17 protein-coding genes and 5 tRNA genes are annotated in these 17,851 nt (G+C 42.3%); 3 read left to right on the forward strand and 19 right to left on the reverse strand.

Going from position 1 to position 17,851, the window contains the following annotated elements; genetic code table 11:
- Positions 1–70: 70 nt before the first annotated feature.
- From TY87_RS00005 to thrS, 12 genes are all read right to left on the reverse strand, one after another.
- Positions 71–146: transfer RNA gene (locus TY87_RS00005), tRNA-Thr, on the reverse strand.
- A 45-nt stretch (positions 147–191) separates the two neighbouring features.
- Positions 192–267: transfer RNA gene (locus TY87_RS00010), tRNA-Thr, on the reverse strand.
- 40 nt (positions 268–307) lie between these two features.
- Positions 308–383: transfer RNA gene (locus tag TY87_RS00015), tRNA-Thr, on the reverse strand.
- A gap of 69 nt (positions 384–452) precedes the next feature.
- A tRNA-Thr gene (locus TY87_RS00020) sits at positions 453–528 on the reverse strand.
- Between the two features lie 13 nt (positions 529–541).
- Positions 542–618: transfer RNA gene (locus TY87_RS00025), tRNA-Pro, on the reverse strand.
- Positions 619–906: 288 nt separating this feature from the next.
- Positions 907–1,203 carry an integration host factor subunit alpha gene (locus tag TY87_RS00030; RefSeq protein WP_012070280.1) on the reverse strand — a complete coding sequence of 99 codons (297 nt, stop codon included), beginning with the start codon at positions 1,201–1,203 and terminating at the stop codon, positions 907–909.
- A gap of 4 nt (positions 1,204–1,207) precedes the next feature.
- Positions 1,208–3,592, reverse strand: a complete 2,385-nt coding sequence (gene pheT / locus TY87_RS00035) for a phenylalanine--tRNA ligase subunit beta (RefSeq protein WP_100185537.1) — start codon at positions 3,590–3,592, stop codon at positions 1,208–1,210.
- Positions 3,593–3,614: 22 nt separating this feature from the next.
- Positions 3,615–4,610 (reverse strand): phenylalanine--tRNA ligase subunit alpha, encoded by a 996-nt coding sequence (gene pheS / locus TY87_RS00040; protein ID WP_100185538.1) that lies wholly within the window; start codon positions 4,608–4,610, stop codon positions 3,615–3,617.
- A gap of 129 nt (positions 4,611–4,739) precedes the next feature.
- Positions 4,740–5,096 carry a 50S ribosomal protein L20 gene (gene rplT, locus TY87_RS00045; protein WP_012070283.1) on the reverse strand — a complete coding sequence of 119 codons (357 nt, stop codon included), beginning with the start codon at positions 5,094–5,096 and terminating at the stop codon, positions 4,740–4,742.
- Positions 5,097–5,143: 47 nt separating this feature from the next.
- On the reverse strand, positions 5,144–5,338 hold the full coding sequence (rpmI, locus tag TY87_RS00050) for a 50S ribosomal protein L35 (protein ID WP_012070284.1): 195 nt from the start codon (positions 5,336–5,338) through the stop codon (positions 5,144–5,146).
- 93 nt (positions 5,339–5,431) lie between these two features.
- Complete coding sequence (gene infC, locus TY87_RS00055; protein WP_100185539.1) at positions 5,432–5,965, reverse strand: translation initiation factor IF-3; 534 nt, start codon at positions 5,963–5,965, stop codon at positions 5,432–5,434.
- Positions 5,966–5,973: 8 nt separating this feature from the next.
- Entirely contained in the window at positions 5,974–7,911 is a 1,938-nt protein-coding gene (gene thrS, locus TY87_RS00060; protein ID WP_100185540.1) for a threonine--tRNA ligase, read from the reverse strand.
- Between the two features lie 238 nt (positions 7,912–8,149).
- Here thrS and TY87_RS00065 point away from each other — a divergent pair, with 238 nt between their 5' ends.
- Positions 8,150–8,776 (forward strand): O-methyltransferase, encoded by a 627-nt coding sequence (locus tag TY87_RS00065; RefSeq protein WP_100185541.1) that lies wholly within the window; start codon positions 8,150–8,152, stop codon positions 8,774–8,776.
- Between the two features lie 94 nt (positions 8,777–8,870).
- Positions 8,871–9,572, forward strand: coding sequence for a GIY-YIG nuclease family protein (locus TY87_RS00070; RefSeq protein WP_100185542.1), 702 nt, complete (start codon positions 8,871–8,873; stop codon positions 9,570–9,572).
- Positions 9,573–9,674: 102 nt separating this feature from the next.
- Here TY87_RS00070 and TY87_RS00075 read toward each other — a convergent pair whose 3' ends face one another.
- From TY87_RS00075 to ppiC, 4 genes are read right to left on the reverse strand one after another with little or no spacing between them, the layout of a single operon-like run.
- Positions 9,675–11,021, reverse strand: a complete 1,347-nt coding sequence (locus tag TY87_RS00075) for a class II 3-deoxy-7-phosphoheptulonate synthase (RefSeq protein ID WP_100185543.1) — start codon at positions 11,019–11,021, stop codon at positions 9,675–9,677.
- Between the two features lie 43 nt (positions 11,022–11,064).
- Positions 11,065–11,676, reverse strand: coding sequence for a helix-turn-helix domain-containing protein (locus tag TY87_RS00080; protein WP_072840591.1), 612 nt, complete (start codon positions 11,674–11,676; stop codon positions 11,065–11,067).
- A gap of 41 nt (positions 11,677–11,717) precedes the next feature.
- Positions 11,718–12,146, reverse strand: a complete 429-nt coding sequence (locus TY87_RS00085; protein WP_072840590.1) for a protein tyrosine phosphatase family protein — start codon at positions 12,144–12,146, stop codon at positions 11,718–11,720.
- A 20-nt stretch (positions 12,147–12,166) separates the two neighbouring features.
- The gene (gene ppiC / locus TY87_RS00090) at positions 12,167–12,445 is read right to left on the reverse strand and encodes a peptidylprolyl isomerase PpiC (RefSeq protein ID WP_072840589.1); all 279 of its coding nucleotides are present in this window, start codon (positions 12,443–12,445) and stop codon (positions 12,167–12,169) included.
- Between the two features lie 140 nt (positions 12,446–12,585).
- On the opposite strand from ppiC, the gene TY87_RS00095 reads away from it, so the two are divergent.
- Positions 12,586–13,383: a response regulator gene (locus TY87_RS00095; protein ID WP_072840588.1), complete on the forward strand. Its 798-nt coding sequence runs from the start codon at positions 12,586–12,588 to the stop codon at positions 13,381–13,383.
- Positions 13,384–13,491: 108 nt separating this feature from the next.
- On the opposite strand, the gene mutT is transcribed toward TY87_RS00095, so the two are convergent.
- Genes mutT through secA form a run of 3 tightly spaced genes read right to left on the reverse strand, consistent with a single transcriptional unit; the run spans position 13,492 to position 17,819 of the window.
- The gene (mutT, locus tag TY87_RS00100; protein ID WP_100185544.1) at positions 13,492–13,878 is read right to left on the reverse strand and encodes an 8-oxo-dGTP diphosphatase MutT; all 387 of its coding nucleotides are present in this window, start codon (positions 13,876–13,878) and stop codon (positions 13,492–13,494) included.
- Positions 13,878–15,098, reverse strand: coding sequence for a bifunctional glutamate N-acetyltransferase/amino-acid acetyltransferase ArgJ (argJ, locus tag TY87_RS00105; protein ID WP_100185545.1), 1,221 nt, complete (start codon positions 15,096–15,098; stop codon positions 13,878–13,880). Before argJ ends, mutT begins: the two co-directional genes overlap by 1 nt.
- A gap of 15 nt (positions 15,099–15,113) precedes the next feature.
- Positions 15,114–17,819: a preprotein translocase subunit SecA gene (gene secA, locus TY87_RS00110; RefSeq protein WP_072840585.1), complete on the reverse strand. Its 2,706-nt coding sequence runs from the start codon at positions 17,817–17,819 to the stop codon at positions 15,114–15,116.
- Positions 17,820–17,851: the final 32 nt, after the last annotated feature.

The following is a 17,851-nucleotide window of genomic DNA, read 5'->3' on the forward strand; positions in this document are numbered from 1 at the left end:
GCTCTCCCAACTGAGCTACACACCCAATCATTGTTTAACGTTTTTATTCCAGCTTACTTTACTAAGTAAGTGGTGCCGCCACCAAGAGTCGAACTCGGGACCCTCTGATTACAAGTCAGATGCTCTACCAACTGAGCTATAGCGGCTTAACGCTAAAACAAATTTTAATTTACTAACATAAAGTAAGTAAATGGTGCCGCCACCAAGAGTCGAACTCGGGACCCTCTGATTACAAGTCAGATGCTCTACCAACTGAGCTATAGCGGCATTACATGACGCAGTTCACTTTTATAAACTTCCTAAGAAGTGGTGCCGCCACCAAGAGTCGAACTCGGGACCCTCTGATTACAAGTCAGATGCTCTACCAACTGAGCTATAGCGGCTTTAATAAAAGCAAAATCTTTTTTTATTCCTACTCTTCATTTCTAAAGAAAGAAACTTCGACCAAATTATGGTGCCGCCACCAAGAGTCGAACTCGGGACCCTCTGATTACAAGTCAGATGCTCTACCAACTGAGCTATAGCGGCATTTCTCAAATTTTGGTCGGGACGGCAGGATTTGAACCTGCGACCACTAGCACCCCATGCTAGTGCGCTACCAGGCTGCGCTACGCCCCGAAACCAACAGCTAAAGAGTTAAACTCTGTCCCTGTCAGCGGGTGCGTATATTACTATAACGAATTGAAAAGGGAAGACTTTTATAAACTTTTTTTCAATTTAATCATGACGCTAGAAATTTAGGAGTTTATCGCTTAAACATTGATCTAAATATGATTCTACTTTTCATACTAGCCTTATTAACCACAGATACACACTATAGGGCTCAACACTAGATAAATAGGCGCATTGAACAGCTAGATACAAAAAAGCCATCCCAGTGGATGGCTTTTTTAGAAACATTTCGAACTACTCTTGCATATAGTCTTCTACTTTTGACTTAAGCTTCTGCCCAGGTCGAAAAGTAACAACGGTACGCGCAGTAATTGGAATCTCCTCTCCCGTCTTAGGATTTCGACCAGGGCGCTGACTCTTTTCGCGCACTTCAAAATTACCAAAGCCCGACAACTTAACTTGCTGTCTTTCTATTAGTGAACTACGCACTACGTCAAAAAAACCTTCTACAAGATCTTTGGCGTCTTTTTTACTTAGACCAATTGAATCCACTAAATTTTCAGCAAGGTCCGCTTTTGTCAACGATCCCATAAATCTACCCCCTTACAACGGCTCCCAACTGCTCAGACAAGGCTGCAACAGTTTGTTCAACTGAGTTGTTCACTTCTTCATCACTAAGAGTGTGTGAAGGATGCTGCCACGTCAAGCCCAAAGCGACACTTTTTTTCGTATCATCAATACCTTGGCCCTGATAAACATCAAAAACCAATACATTTTTAAGTGCATCACCAGCCGTTGCAGAAATCACTCTCTCCAACTCACTAACAGGAACAGAACGATCAACTAATAATGCCAGGTCACGACGAACTTCAGGGAAACGAGAAACAGCCTTATATTCAGGCAAAGTTGCATTCAATACCGCATTTAAAGCGATATCAAATACATAAATAGGTTGATTCGCACCTAATGTCTTAGACAATTGAGGATGCAACTCCCCTATCAAACCAACAAACCTGCCATCCAAAAAGATATCAGCGGAGCGACCGGGATGTAAAAACTCACAACTAGAGCGCTCGTAAGTTGGCTTGCCGCCGTCATTTAAAGCAAACAAAGCTTCTACGTGTGCCTTCAGGTCATAGAAATCAACCTTCTCACTGCCGTGATACCAAGCTTCAGCATGACGAGCACCTGCAATTAGGCCAGCCACTTGCTGCTGCTGATCCAAATCAGCCAAAGCCTCAACAGAACCAATAAAACGACGACCAGTCTCAAATAAACGAACACGCGACTGCTGACGATTCTGATTGTAAAGATACGCTTTAACCAATCCCGGCACCAAACTTGGACGCATTACACCCATGTCTGCTGAAATAGGATTCGCCAATGGCACAGGCTCGATGTTAGGTAGAAATTGCTTGCTCAACACAGGATCAATAAAGCTATAAGTAACCGCTTCTTGATAGCCCTGTGAAACCAAGATCGAACGCAATACTTGAATCTGAGTTTTAGTCTCTGACAAAGGCGTAAAGTTGACCGCAGCCTGAGGCATAGAAGAAGGAAGATTGTCGTAACCGTAGATGCGGGCAACCTCTTCGATCAAATCAGCTTCTATGGCGATATCAAAGCGATGAGATGGTGCTTTTGTCGTCCAAGCTTCCTCAGTGACTTCAACCATCTCCAAACCGAGACGAGTCAAAATATCTGTCACAAGATCTTTGTCGATAGACATTGCTAAATACTGATCAAGCTTTTTACGACGCAGGGTTACTAATGCCGCTTCAGGCAAAGAAGCTTCATTAACAGCATGCGTAATTGGACCAACTTGACCGCCAGCTATTTCTACAACTAGCGCAGTAGCTCGTTCAATTGCTCGCTCTTGCAGAGTTGCATCTACGCCACGCTCAAATCGATGAGAGGAATCTGTATGCAAACCATAAGAACGCGCTTTACCAGCCAAAGACAATGGCGCAAAGAAAGCACTCTCTAAAAAGATATCTTTCGTCTCTTCGTTAACCCCAGACCCTTCGCCACCCATAATGCCAGCAATAGCTAGTGGTGATTTTTCATCAGCGATAACCAAAGTATCATCACGAAGTGTCACTTCCTGACCATCAAGCAAGACGATTTTTTCATCTTTTTTGGCCATTCGCACAACAATCGAACCTGACAAATTTGCCAAGTCAAAGGCATGCATCGGCTGACCCAACTCAAGCATCACATAATTAGTGATATCTACAATTGGATCAATTGAGCGAATACCACTGCGACGGAGCTTCTCAACCATCCATAAAGGAGTCTGAGCTTTAACATCAACACCACGCACAACACGCCCCAAATAACGAGGACAAGCATCTGCCGCTTCTACTCGCACTGGGAAAGCATCATCAATAGCAATGTCGGCCGGAGTGACGCTAACCGGTGTCACATCAGCTTTATTTAAAACACCCACTTCGCGAGCCAAACCAGCAACACTTAGACAGTCACTGCGATTAGGCGTCAGATCAACATCAATTATCTGATCATCAAGACCTAAAAAAGCACGAAAGTCTTCGCCCGCTTTAGCAACGGCAGGCAATTCCATAATACCGTCATGATCATCACTCAACCCCAATTCAGAGGCAGAACACAACATACCAAAAGACTCTACTTGGCGAAGCTTGGCTTTTTTAATTTTAAAATCAGCACCTAACACTGCGCCAATTTTAGCAAAAGGAATTTTGATGCCTGGACGCGCATTTGGCGCACCACAAACCACCTGAAAGGTCTCTATGCCATCAGACACCTGACATACCTGCAATTTATCAGCGTTCGGATGAGGTTCTGCACCGATAATCTCACCCACTACTACACCCGAAAATTCAGAGGCAGCAGGTAAAACCTCATCCACTTCAAGGCCAGCTAACGTTATCTGAGCAACCAAATCATCGCTACTGATGTCTGGATTGACCCACTCTCTTAGCCAATTCTCACTAATTTTCATAAAAACATCCTAGGTCGACTGGTTACTTGAACTGTTTAAGGAAGCGCAAATCGTTCTCGAAGAACATACGAAGGTCGTCTACTTTATAGCGCAGCATAGCAAAACGCTCTACGCCCATACCAAAAGCAAAACCTGTATATTTCTCGGAATCAATTCCTGACATTTCAAGCACTTTCGGGTGAACCATGCCACAACCCAACACTTCCAGCCAAGACTCTTCGCCCTTGCTGTTTGTGCGCATAATGTCTACTTCGATTGAAGGCTCAGTGAATGGGAAATAGCTAGGACGGAAGCGCACTTTTAAATCATCCTCAAAGAAGACGTTTAAAAACTGTTGCAAAATACCCTTTAGATCAGCAAAGGAAATATTTTCGTCAATTAACAAACCTTCAACCTGATGAAACATAGGAGTATGAGTTTGATCTGAATCACAACGATAAACACGACCAGGACAAATGATTCGAATTGGCGGCTGCGTCGTTTCCATTGTGCGAACTTGAACAGGAGATGTATGCGTTCTTAGTACGGTTGACGGATTAAAGTAGAAGGTATCTTGCATTGCTCGCGCAGGATGATGCGCAGGAATGTTTAGAGCTTCAAAGTTATGATAATCGTCTTCAATTTCTGGCCCTGAAGCCACATCAAAGCCAATACCACGAAAAAAGGCTTCAATACGCTCCATTGTACGAGTCACTGGATGCAAACCACCCACTTCTTGACCCTTACCGGATAAGGAGATATCAATCGTCTCAGTCGCAAGCTTGGCGTCTAACGCCGCTTTCGCAAGAGATGATTTACGCTCAGTAATTTTTTCCTGAACTTGATCTTTTGCTTCATTGACCAGCTGACCAAATTTTGGTCGTTCCTCTGCAGAAACATTACCAAGTTGCTTCAACAAAGCAGTCAGAGCGCCCTTCTTACCTAAATAATGCACACGTACATCATCCAGTGCGGACTCACTCTCAGACGCAGCTACTGCGCTTAGCGCATCAGCAAGAATCTGCTTTAGGTTCTCCATTTACACACTCCAAAAAATAAAATAGGGGAAGAACCATTGGCTCTTCCCCTATCAAAGACTGCATTGAGTAATTCTTTCTTTTAAGACGAAATCTTTCAAGATCGAATCACCCTAAGGCTACGTCAGAAATTAAGCCAAGCTTACTTTCGCTTTTTCAACGATAGCAGCAAAAACTTCTTTCTCGTACACAGCTAGGTCAGCCAAAACCTTACGGTCGATTTCAATTGCAGCTTGTTTCAAGCCAGCAATAAAACGGCTGTAAGATAGACCATTGATACGTGCAGCAGCGTTAATACGAGCAATCCACAATGCGCGGAATTGACGTTTACGCTGACGACGGTCACGGTACTGATACTGACCAGCTTTGATAACAGCTTGTTTTGCTACACGAAATACACGACTACGTGCACCGTAGTAACCTTTAGCTTGCTTTAAAATCTTCTTGTGACGGCGACGAGCCTGAACACCACGTTTTACGCGAGGCATAATATAAACCTTATACTAATAAATTAATGAACTAAAAAAATCTAGACTTAGATGTATGGCAACATGCGTACAATTAACGCTTTATCGCTTTGCGCAATCTGGTTCATAGAACGAAGATGACGCTTACGCTTAGTCGATTTTTTAGTCAAAATGTGACTAGTATGAGACTGCTTATGCTTAAAACCATTCGCGGTACGTTTGAAGCGCTTAGCTGCGCCACTGTGTGACTTAATTTTGGACATGATAAAACCACTCTCGCATTCGTTAATGTTAGTATAATTTCTTAATAATTTAGTCTTTAAGAGCCGAAACCCTTAAAGCTAAGTTATTTAAAATTACTTCTTCTTTTTGGGGCCTAGCACCATCGTCAATTGACGACCTTCCATTTTCGCGGCTTGTTCTACTACACCGTAATCCTCTAAGTCTACTGCGACTCGATTCATAAGCTGCATGCCAAGCTCCTGATGGGCCATTTCACGACCGCGGTATCGTAGTGATACTTTGGCCTTATCCCCGCCTTCAAGGAAACGTATCAGGTTGCGGAGTTTTACCTGATAATCCCCTTCCTCCGTCCCTGGACGGAATTTCATTTCTTTAACTTGGATCTGCTTCGCATTTTTCTTTTGAGCAGCTTTCGCTTTCTTCGCTTCGAAAATATGCTTACCGTAGTCCATGATTTTGCAAACAATCGGATCTGAATCAGCAATTTGCACTAGATCTAAAGTAGCTTCTTGAGCTGCTTTTAGTGCCTCTTCTAGAGAGACAACGCCAACTTGTTCACCATCAGCTGCGATTAAACGCACTTCAGTTGCTCGAATGTTCTCGTTGATTTGAGGGCGCTGCTTACTAGCTGCACGCCCACGATTCATATTACCTTTTATAGTACTATCTCCACTTCTTGTTTACGGCTACGGCGAGCAATCTCTTGTTGAAGCAAACCTTCAAAATCGGAAATACTCATCACTCCAAGGTCTTCGCCGGTGCGAGTACGAACAGCAACCTGTTGCTGCTCCACTTCTTTATCACCAACGACAATCATATACGGCACTCGTTGAAGAGTATGCTCGCGGATTTTAAACCCGATCTTCTCGTTTCTCAAGTCAAGTTTTGCTCTAAAGCCATTTGAATTCAATCTTTTTTCCAAAACAGAACAATAGTCTGCCTGGCGATCAGTAATGTTCATGATAACAACTTGTTCGGGCGCAAGCCAGACCGGAAAGGCACCTTCTGTATCTTCGATCAAAATACCAATGAAACGTTCAAGCGATCCAACAATAGCACGATGCAACATAACCGGTGTTTGACGAGAGCCATCTTCCGATACATATTGCGCACCTAAGCGAGTAGGCATCGAGAAATCAACCTGAATAGTACCACATTGCCACACTCGACCAATGGCATCTTTCAGAGAAAACTCGATTTTAGGACCATAAAACGCCCCCTCCCCTGGTAACTCCTCCCAATCCAGCCCTGCAGAGTCCAACGCTTCAGACAACGCCTTTTCAGCCTTATCCCAAACTTCATCAGAGCCAACGCGCTGCTCAGGACGAGTAGACAAGCGATAAACAATATTATCAAAACCGAAATCTGCATAAACCTCATGCAACAGATCGATAAACTCAGATACTTCTTGCTGAATCTGCCCTTCTGTTACAAAGATATGCCCATCATCTTGAACAAAGTTACGTACACGCATAATACCATGCAATGCACCTGAAGGCTCATTACGGTGGCATGAACCAAATTCAGCCATACGGAACGGCAGATCACGGTAACTCTTAAGTCCTTGGTTGTACACTTGTATATGACAAGGACAGTTCATCGGCTTAACTGCGTAATCACGGTTTTCAGAATGCGTGGTAAACATGTTTTCATGATACTTACCCCAATGCCCTGACTTTTCCCAAAGCACACGATCTACGATCTGAGGTGTTTTTACTTCTTGGTAATTATTATCAAGCTGCTTCTGACGCATATATTGCTCAACAGCTTGATATAAACGCCATCCTTTAGGATGCCAGAACACCATGCCTGGAGCTTCTTCTTGAAGATGAAAAAGGTCTAGCTTCTTACCTAACTTACGGTGGTCACGTTTCTCCGCTTCTTCAATGCGTGTCAAATAACCTTTTAATTCTTTCTTATCGTTCCAGGCAGTACCGTAAATACGCTGCAGCATCTCATTATTGGAATCACCGCGCCAGTAAGCACCAGCAAGCTTCATCAATTTGAAATGACGTAACACACGGGTATTTGGCACATGTGGACCACGACACATATCCATGTATTCTTCGTGATGATACAAACCAACTTCTTTCGTTGACTCATCCATATCATCAATCAATGCCACTTTATAGCCTTCACCACGGTCAACAAATTGCTGGCGAGCTTCCGCTATTGGCGTCATTCTTTTAACAACATCGTAATCCGTCTTAACCAATTCACCGATGCGCTTTTCAATGGCCGCCAAATCATCAGGCGTAAAAGGACGCTCGTATGCTATGTCGTAGTAGAAACCTTCATCGATAACAGGTCCGATCGCCATTTGTGCAGTCGGATACAACTGCTTAACAGCATGACCAACAAGATGAGCAAAAGAGTGACGAATAATCTCAACACCTTCAGGGTCTTTCCCTGTAATGATGCTTAACTTAGCGTCGTCTGAAATAAGTTCGCACGCATCAACAAGTTGACCGTCTATGCGCCCCGCCACCGTTGCTTTAGCCAAACCAGGACCAATATCCTCGGCGACTTGCATAACAGTTACTGGGTTTGAAAAAGAACGTTGGCTGCCATCTGGCAAAGTAATTACAGGCATTTTATTCCCCTATCGGAGTCAGTGGTGCTCCATACCAAAGAGCACATGTAAATTTCAGCGCATAAATTATCATTTTTCGATTATTCATGCGAATCTAATTTAAATACCCTCTTTTTCACCGTGTAACGGCCATCGACAAAAATCAAGCCCTTTTTCTATCATTAAGCCATAGACATTCTCAGCATGCGGAGTAAAATTAGCATCCGTTTCACACAGACTTCATTTATCAAAAGGCACTATGGATCTCAATAATCTTGACGACTACTGCATTGAGACGACTCAAGCAGAACCTGACCTATTAGTTGAGCTGGTTGAAAAAACCTACTCTGATATGGGCTACCCAAATAAGTTATCAGGAAAAACCATCGGCCGTACGCTGAAGCTTCTGGCAAAAATAGCACAACCCAAGCGCGCGTTAGAAATTGGCATGTTTACTGGATATTCAGCATTGTCTATCGCAGAAGGCATGCCTGCAAGTGGTGAGCTTATTTGTTGTGAAACCAATCCCAGAGCAATTGAATTCGCTCAGTCTTTTTTTGATCGCAGCGAGCATGGTAAAAAAATCAAAGCGATTTTTGGACCCGCTCTCGATACGATCGAATCCCTTGAAGGGGAATTCGACTTTGTCTTTATTGATGCCGATAAACGTAACTACCTAAATTACTACGAAGCAGTACTACCGCTTGTTAGATCTGGTGGCCTTATCATTATTGATAACTCCCTATGGCAAGGAAGAGTTCTAGACCCGAAAGAAAACAGCGATATTGCTGTCAACCAAGTCAACCGCCTAATCGCGCAAGACAATCGAGTTGAAAACGTTCATCTGAACGTTCGTGACGGTCTTAACATCGTCGTAAAACACTAACCCTATTTCTTATAAACCCCATTCACCTTTGGGTCACCTCTGGTGAATGGGGTTTATGTGCTATTAAAAAGATATTACGTAAGAGGCAGCGATTTTGGTCGTTTTTAAAATCACAAATAACATCTCCGGCAAACACTACATTGGAACGTCTTTCAATAGTGGCTTTCAACGTTTCGAACAATACGTAGAAGCAACTAGCGAAGGTTTAGACTTCCCTTTATACAACGACATTAGGGAGAATGGCGTTGAAGCTTTTACAGTTGAAGAACTATTTGAAACAAGCGACAAAGAAGAACTGTATGAATTAGAAACAGACTACATTTCTATTTATAACGGTGAGAGCTTACGCGGCTATAAGATTGCACAGACAGCGGAAAAAGCCACAAATCTAAATCTAGGCAAAAAAGCATTATTTGATGCGAATGGCGTATCGACAGCAGAACAGCCCAAGAAAACAAGAAAAGTAGCCACAAAAAAGACTGTTGAACTCCCAAAAAAAACACTTGAGCCAGCCCCAACAACAAAATCATTCTTTGGCGAACTCATCGGTGAAGACAGATTAGGCACCCCACTCGCTGCAGCAGCCACAGAAAAGAAAAAAGCACCAGCTCGCACCAAAAGCAAGGCCAGCATCCAGAAGATGCTAAGCGAAGCTGAGAAAGCATCAAAAAAAGAACGTGAAGAAAAATTAAAATCACAGCAACAAGCAGAAGCAGAAGAAATGGCTCTCATCATGGCAAAAATTGATGTGACATCCAAATCTGCCTCATCCGCATTTCGTCGCCGTAAAAGTTAATCTGAAAAATTAGATACAAAAAAGCTCAGTTAAATTAATAACTGAGCTTTTTTAATATCTAAATCTTGTCTATTTAAATTTTACAAAACAAATGAGCAGAAATTAAGCCCTAGCTTTCTTAAGCGTCTCTGAAATCATAAACGCCAACTCCAAAGACTGATCGGCATTTAAGCGTGGATCGCAATGAGTATGGTATCTGTCAGCTAAGTCCGCCTCAGTCACCTCAAACGCACCACCAACACACTCGGTAACATTCTGCCCTGTCATTTCAAAGTGAACACCACCCGCATAACTCCCCTCAGCATTATGAACCTGGAAGAATTGCTGAACTTCTCTCAACACGTCATCAACACGTCGAGTCTTATAACCCGTAGACGCTTTGACAGTATTACCGTGCATCGGGTCACTACTCCACACAACCTGCTTACCTTCACGCTGAATTGCTTGAATGAGCTTAGGCATGCCGTCTTCAACCTTATCTGCACCCATACGCACAATAATATTCAAACGACCTGCTTCATTATTTGGATTCAACACATCACACAATCTTAGCAAATCTTCTGGATCCATAGTAGGACCAGCCTTTACACCAATTGGGTTTTGTACACCACGTAAAAACTCTACGTGAGCACCATCCAATTGACGAGTACGATCTCCAATCCATAACATATGCGCAGAACAATCATACCAGTCACCAGTCAAGCTATCTTTACGAGTCAAAGCCTGCTCATAAGGCAACAACAACGCCTCATGAGAAGTATAAAAATCTGTCTCTTTTAACTGAGCTAAACCAGGACCAATGCCACACGCCTCCATGAATTGAAGTGCATCATCAATTTTGTCAGCCACGCCCTGGAAACGACTACCCGCTGGACTCGCATTCAAAAAGTCCAAATTCCATTGATGCACTTGATGTAAATCTGCAAATCCACCCTGAGCAAAAGCTCGAAGCAAGTTCATTGTTGAAGCACTTTGATTGTAAACTTGCACCAAACGCTCAGGGTCTGGAACCCTTGCCTGCTCAGTAAAATCAATACCATTGATGATATCACCACGGTAACTTGGCAATTCAATACCACCAATTACTTCACTACCTGACGATCTCGGCTTAGCAAACTGCCCAGCCATGCGCCCAACCTTTACAACGGGGCATTTACCCGCATAAGTCAACACAACCGCCATTTGCAGCATAACTTTAAACGTATCGCGAATATTATTAGCGTGAAACTCAGCAAAACTTTCAGCACAATCACCACCTTGCAGCAAAAATGACTGCCTATTGGCCACTTGCGCTAAAGCTTTTTTAAGCTGGCGCGCCTCACCCGCAAAAACAAGAGGAGGCATTTTTCCTAATGTATTTTCAACTTGAGCCAAATGCTCTGCATTAGGATAAACAGGCTGTTGTAGCGCCGTTTTTTCTCTCCAACTTGTTACGTTCCACTGTGACATAATTTTCTACAACCTTATTCTATTCATTATTTTTTAATATATATTAACGAGCAACAACCCAAAGGATTTCCGCGTCTTTTAGCGACAAGGAAACGACCGCGTGCCCCATAGTGGCATCATAATACACACTATCACCTTCTTTTAATTCAATCGGCTCATAGAGTTCAGAGAAAAAATTAATTTTACCTTGCAAAACCAATAAAAACTCCTCGCCATCATGACGAACCCATTCTTTAAATTCAGCAAAGGATCGAGCTCTTACAGTTGTCTTAAAAGGAACCATTTTCTTACGGCTAATAGAATAATTTAACAGCTCATGCTCATAAGTTGCCGTTGGATGTGGCTCCCCTTTCCCTTTGCGAGTAATATCTCGACGCCCTGCAATAGAATGCTCACTCGCCTCAACAAAAAGCTGTGGCAGATCCATTTCCAAACCATTAATCAACTTCTGCACGATAGTGAAGCTTGGCGAAACTTGATCATTCTCGATTTTCGATAACGTTGACCGAGCTATTCCTGTTCTTTTTCCCACCTCTTCCAGCGTCCAGCCTTTCGCTAAACGAATTTCCTTCACACGTTTACCAAGCTCTAGTGGCTCAACAAACCGATCAGGATCTGACGCTGTGGCAGTTTCTAACGATGGACGACTAACCATAATTTACCAATACTACTTTTATACAAGAAACCGAATAGAATCTATACTTTTAACAAAGGCGCCATAGCCATGGAGCAACGAGAAAGATCAAAGCCCTTACCCGATACGTAAGATATCAAATCACTAGAGTTACCGCCCTTACCATTCTCTAACAACACCCATAACACTGAAGATCGAGTACCAGTCCGACAAAAAGCCAGCGTCTTCTTATCCTCAAGCAAAGCAGCACTTTGAAAATCAACTTGCTCTTGAGATAATTTAGACAAATCTATTGAGTTACTCACATACTCCATACCCAACGCTTCAGCAGCAGCACGAATACTTTCACCAGAAGGCTGATCAGCAGATTCCGCTTCTGGCCGATTATTAATAATTCGCTCAAAGCCTTGCGATTTAAGTGAGGCCAAATCAGCCTCGACTAATTGAGGCGCAACAAAATAAGAGTCATCAAGTTGAATAACATTACTCATAAATCTCTCCTTAAATACATTTAAGAACGATACAACACTTTTATAAGATGGAAACCAAATTGCGTTTTAATAGGCCCTTGAATCTTATATAAAGGGCCACCGAAAACCGCCTTATCAAAAGCCGGCACCATATCCCCTTTACGAAATTCACCAAGATCTCCACCCTTCTTACCAGAAGGACAAGTAGAAAATTGCTTGGCCAATTTATGAAAGTCAGCACCTTTATCCAATTTCAATTTTAAGGATTCCGCTTCTGCTTTCGTCTTAACCAAAATATGACACGCACTCGCCGTCGACATTCACACCCCTATCACTCAAATAAACTAGATAAAACATGTTAACCTATTTAGTATAATAGAATTAACTATAAGCAATCACTAACCTTAAATATTCTTGGCAAAAGTAGTATCAACACAAAATATATAGGCGGCTTTACAATATGAGTACTTATGCAGCAATAAGCGACCTCTCCTTTCTTCTCGTAGAACCATCAGACATGCAAAGGAAAGTTATCACCAAAGCACTTGAAGAAGCCGGAATAAAGCAAATTGCATACGCAAACAACATCCAAGAAACTATCGAGTCACTCTCTTCTTTTCCACCCGACCTTGTAATATCTTCAATGTATCTCCCTGATGGCTCAGCCAATGACCTCATTGATCGAATCAGAAACAATGAAGAAACTGAAAATCAGTGCTTTATGCTAATCTCTAGCGAAAGAAATAGAGATCATTTAGAACACCTAAGACAATCTGGCGTACTCGCTATCCTCCCCAAGCCATTCAACCAAAAAGACCTAACTCGCGCCATTCACGCGACCTTAGACCTTATCGTTGAGGAAGAAATTGACTTAGAAATGTTCGACCCAAAAAGCCTTCGCGTACTGGTTACAGATGACAGCCGGATGGCACGAAAGCATGTAAGCAAAACACTAAACACAATGGGAATTGAGGATATACAATTCGCAGAAAATGGCAAAGAAGCAATTGCACTCCTTAACGAAATGGAGTTTGACCTTATTGTTACAGACTACAACATGCCAGAAATGGATGGCAGAGAACTAACCGAAGCAGTTAGATTAGACCCTGCATTAGCACACATCCCCATACTAATGGTGAGCTCAAACTCAGAAGATAGCCAACTATCAAATATCGCCCAAGAAGGTGTTGATGCGATCTGCGGAAAGCCCTTTGAACCAAGCGTAGTAAGAAAGCTATTGGCGAAAATCCTAAATTAACAACCAAATCGCTTAACCTTTTTATCAAAGCTCAATTCAAAGATTAAAAACAAAAAAAGAGCTTCAAAATGAAGCTCTTTTTTAAAACCAAACATTGGCAATCTTAAATCAGACCGCCGCCATCAACTCAGAAACAATTTGCTGATTAGCCTCAGGAAAACGATACGTCGACAAATTAGAAATAGCCACCCAACTTACCGTCTGACCTTCACTCCCCTCTGGCTCACCATCAAAACCTGTTACCTTATAGAAGCAAAGCTCGACCTGCTTATCACCATAATCATGAGATATCATTTTATAGAAAGAACTCTCAGTTACAGCAATACCACATTCTTCTTTCAACTCTCTAGCTAAAGCCGTCTCAGCAGACTCAGAAGACTCGCACTTCCCCCCCGGAAACTCCCACAAACCACCTTGATGCTGATTTGAGTTACGAAGAGCAATGAAAACCTCACCACCACGAAGAATAATACCAACAGCAACTCTAACCAACATTAGGTACGATACTCAGCATTAATAGTGACATACTCATGAGAAAAATCTGTCGTCCAAACAATATCAGACTCAGCACCCATACCCAAATCAAGCACAATATGGATTTCTTGAGGCGCCATAGCCTGCTTACCGTGCTCTTCAAGATAATCAGGAGAACGACCACCATCACGAGCAACTTCAAAACCATTTATATGAAGCTGTACGTGATCAACATCCAAACCTTCAACACCTGCACGACCAACAACCGCTAAAATTCGCCCCCAATTTGGATCAGAAGCAAACAATGCAGTCTTAACTAGAGGCGAGTGTGCAATTTCAAACGCAACTTTCGTGGCATCAGATTCAATAACAGCGCCAACCACTTCTACCGTAACAAACTTAGTCGCACCTTCACCATCGCGAACAATAGCATGAGCCAACTCTTGCATAACTTCTGTAAAGGCAACTATAAAAGCTTGGGCCAAAGGCTCATCAACAGAAGTCACCTTCGTATTTCCAGCCATACCAGTTGCCACAGCAATACAAGAATCGTTCGTAGATGTATCGCTATCAACAGTAATACGGTTAAAGCTCTTATTTACAACATCTTTCAATATCGACTGAAGAACATCCACATCCATTGCGATATCACTGCAAACATAACCCAACATAGTTGCCATGTTAGGGCGAATCATACCAGCACCCTTCGAAATACCGGCGATACTATAAGTTAGACCGTCAAATTCGAAAGTGCGAATAGAGCCTTTTGGTAAAGTATCAGTCGTCATGATACCAACACCTGCAGAACGCCAATTATCAGCAGATAAATTGGCAAGAGCTGAAGGAATCACCGCAACAATTTTCGCCACTGGCAAAGGCTCACCAATAACACCAGTTGAGAAAGGCAAAATAGCCTCTACACTTACACCAGTTTCATTAGCCAAAGCTTCACAAGTCTTTAGAGCTGTCTCAAGACCAGATTTTCCAGTACCAGCATTAGCGTTACCTGTATTGATCAGCAAATAACGACTACCTACCAAACCTAAATGCTTTTGACAAATACGCACAGGCGCTGCACAAAAAGCATTCTGAGTAAAAACACCAGTAACAGATGCGCCTTCACATATTTCAAAAATCACAACATCTTTCTTGTTAGGCTTTTTAATTCCAGCTTCCGCAACACCAATTCTAATTCCTTTTATTTCTGGAATAAGAGGAAAATCATGTAACCCTACAGCCATTTAAGCTTTCTCCAGTTAAATAAGACTACCGTGACACTGTTTGTATTTTTTACCTGAACCACATGGGCAAGGCTCATTTCGACCCACTTTAGGGAACTCTTGAGCACCATCTGTAGACAATAAAGAATCTTCAGCCAATGAATTCAATGAATCATGAATCATATTAACAGTCGTTTTCTCTTCTTGCTTTCTACGGGCTTCTTCTATTTTCTCAGCCTCTTCAGCAGACTGAACTTTTACACGAGTAATAATTTGAATCACTTCATATTTGATTTGTTCTAGCAAACCTTGAAATAACTCAAACGACTCACGCTTATATTCCTGCTTAGGATTCTTTTGTGCGTAACCACGTAAGTGGATGCCTTGCCTAAGCATATCCATTGTCTGAAGATGCTCTTTCCATAAAGTATCAAGAACCTGTAATAGCACTTGTTTTTCAAAAGCCCTAAATGACTGCGCACCAGCAATTTCTTCTTTAGCCTGATAATCACTGACAAATGTATCTAGTATTTTCTGGCGCAGAGGCTCTTCATATAGTTTCTTATCTTCTTCAACCCACTTAGCAACAGGCAGCTCCAGACCAAACTCATTACGAGACTTATCTTCCAATCCCTCAAGATCCCACATATCAAAGATACTTTGAGGCGGAATAAATTCATCAATCAAACTGGTAACAACCTCTTCTCGCATTGCAGAAATAGCTTCAGAGAGATCTTCAGATACCATCATATCAAAACGCTGACGATAAATTACTTGGCGCTGATCGTTTGCCACATCATCATATTCAAGCAATTGCTTACGAATATCAAAGTTACGACCTTCAACTTTACGCTGCGCTTTTTCAATCGCATTTGAAACCATCTTATGTTCAATGGCCTCACCCTTCTCCATCCCAAGCGCCATCATCATTTTCTTGATACGATCAGACATGAAGATACGCATTAGATTATCTTCTAAAGACAAATAAAAGCGTGAAGAACCAACATCACCTTGACGGCCAGCACGACCACGCAACTGGTTATCAATACGACGCGACTCGTGACGCTCAGTACCTATAATATGCAAACCACCTGCTGCCAAAACTGACTCATTACGAGACTTCCAATCAGCCTTAAGCGCATCAATACTTTCTTGGCTAGCATTTTCACCTAGTTGAGCTAACTCAACTTGCAAATTACCACCCAATACAATATCTGTACCACGACCGGCCATGTTAGTAGCAATTGTTACCGCACCAGGTCGACCAGCATCAGCAACAATTTCAGCCTCACGCTCATGCTGCTTAGCATTAAGAACATTATGCTTCACGTCTTTTTCAAGCAGGTAATTTGATAAAAGCTCTGAATATTCAATAGATGCAGTACCAACCAACACTGGACGACCCTGCTTAACAATCTCTTCAATATCCAACACAATCGCTTCAAATTTGTCTTCAGTAGACATATAAATTAAATCATTGAAGTCTTTACGCTGAACCTGGCGGTTTGTAGGAATAACAATAACGGATAACCCGTAAATTTGCTGAAACTCAAACGCTTCCGTATCAGCTGTACCGGTCATACCAGATAGCTTTTCATATAAACGGAAGTAATTCTGGAAAGTTGTCGAAGCCAACGTCTGACTTTCTGCTTGAATAGTCACACCCTCTTTAGCTTCTACCGCCTGATGAATACCTTCAGACCAACGACGACCAGCCATAGTTCGACCTGTATGCTCATCAACAATGACGATTTGGTCTCCCTGAATCACATAATCAACATTCTTCTTAAAAATAACATGCGCTTTCAAACAAGCATGAACATGATGCAATAGAGAAAGGTTCCCAGCCGCATAAAGACTTTCACCCTCACCCAACAAACCCTGCTCAACCAGCCAATCCTCAACAAAAGAATGACCATCTTCCGTCAATTCAATACTGCGCTGAGACTCATCAAAAACGTAATGACCTGTTGGCTCTTCACCTTCAATATCTTCCTGCTTAACCAATAAAGGAGCAAGTTGATTAATTTTACGGTACTGCTCAGAGCTATCCTCAACCGCACCCGAGATAATGAGAGGCGTTCTAGCCTCATCTATCAGAATGGAGTCCACTTCATCCACTACAGAGAAGTTTAAATCACGCTGAACACGATCTTCTAAACGAAAAACCATATTGTCGCGAAGATAGTCAAAACCGAACTCGTTATTGGTACCATAAGTAATATCACACAAGTATGCTGCTTTCTTCTCGTCACGATCTTGACCAGAGAAAACCACACCAACACTCATGTCTAAAAATTCATATAAAGGTCGCATCCAGTTAGCATCACGCTTAGCCAGATAATCATTCACCGTAACAACGTGAACACCTTTGGAAGACAAAGCATTTAAGTAAACAGCCAGTGTTGCTACAAGCGTTTTCCCTTCGCCTGTACGCATTTCAGCAATTTTACCTTCATTAAGAACCATGCCACCAATGAGCTGCACATCGAAATGGCGCATGCCCATAACACGGCTACTGCCTTCTCGTACCACCGCAAAAGCCTCAGGCAAAATAGATTCTAAAGACTCACCCTTTGCGAGACGATCACGAAACTCGCTTGTTTTCCCTGACAAATCATCATCAGATAATTTGTGGAAAGATTCTTCAAGCTGGTTTATCTGTGCAACGACTTTTCTATATCGTTTAACTTCTCGGTCATTCTTTGTGCCGACAATTTTTTTAATTACAGTTCCTAACATCTTGAACTCATCGTAGCCAATTAGTAATAAAG

The organism is Marinomonas sp. BSi20584 (assembly GCF_002792415.1).
Lineage (GTDB): Bacteria > Pseudomonadota > Gammaproteobacteria > Pseudomonadales > Marinomonadaceae > Marinomonas > Marinomonas polaris.

Coding starts and splice junctions, on each gene's coding strand:
- TY87_RS00085 (WP_072840590.1), bottom strand. CDS start 12,146: ATGAGTAATGTTATTCAACTTGATGACTCTTATTTTGTTGCGCCTCAA.
- pheS (WP_100185538.1), bottom strand. CDS start 4,610: ATGGAGAACCTAAAGCAGATTCTTGCTGATGCGCTAAGCGCAGTAGCT.
- TY87_RS00030 (WP_012070280.1), bottom strand. CDS start 1,203: ATGGGATCGTTGACAAAAGCGGACCTTGCTGAAAATTTAGTGGATTCA.
- secA (WP_072840585.1), bottom strand. CDS start 17,819: ATGTTAGGAACTGTAATTAAAAAAATTGTCGGCACAAAGAATGACCGA.
- thrS (WP_100185540.1), bottom strand. CDS start 7,911: ATGCCTGTAATTACTTTGCCAGATGGCAGCCAACGTTCTTTTTCAAAC.
- argJ (WP_100185545.1), bottom strand. CDS start 15,098: ATGGCTGTAGGGTTACATGATTTTCCTCTTATTCCAGAAATAAAAGGA.
- mutT (WP_100185544.1), bottom strand. CDS start 13,878: ATGTTGGTTAGAGTTGCTGTTGGTATTATTCTTCGTGGTGGTGAGGTT.
- pheT (WP_100185537.1), bottom strand. CDS start 3,592: ATGAAAATTAGTGAGAATTGGCTAAGAGAGTGGGTCAATCCAGACATC.
- ppiC (WP_072840589.1), bottom strand. CDS start 12,445: ATGTCGACGGCGAGTGCGTGTCATATTTTGGTTAAGACGAAAGCAGAA.
- TY87_RS00080 (WP_072840591.1), bottom strand. CDS start 11,676: ATGGTTAGTCGTCCATCGTTAGAAACTGCCACAGCGTCAGATCCTGAT.
- rplT (WP_012070283.1), bottom strand. CDS start 5,096: ATGCCTCGCGTAAAACGTGGTGTTCAGGCTCGTCGCCGTCACAAGAAG.
- infC (WP_100185539.1), bottom strand. CDS start 5,965: ATGAATCGTGGGCGTGCAGCTAGTAAGCAGCGCCCTCAAATCAACGAG.
- rpmI (WP_012070284.1), bottom strand. CDS start 5,338: ATGTCCAAAATTAAGTCACACAGTGGCGCAGCTAAGCGCTTCAAACGT.
- TY87_RS00075 (WP_100185543.1), bottom strand. CDS start 11,021: ATGTCACAGTGGAACGTAACAAGTTGGAGAGAAAAAACGGCGCTACAA.
- TY87_RS00095 (WP_072840588.1), top strand. CDS start 12,586: ATGAGTACTTATGCAGCAATAAGCGACCTCTCCTTTCTTCTCGTAGAA.
- TY87_RS00065 (WP_100185541.1), top strand. CDS start 8,150: ATGGATCTCAATAATCTTGACGACTACTGCATTGAGACGACTCAAGCA.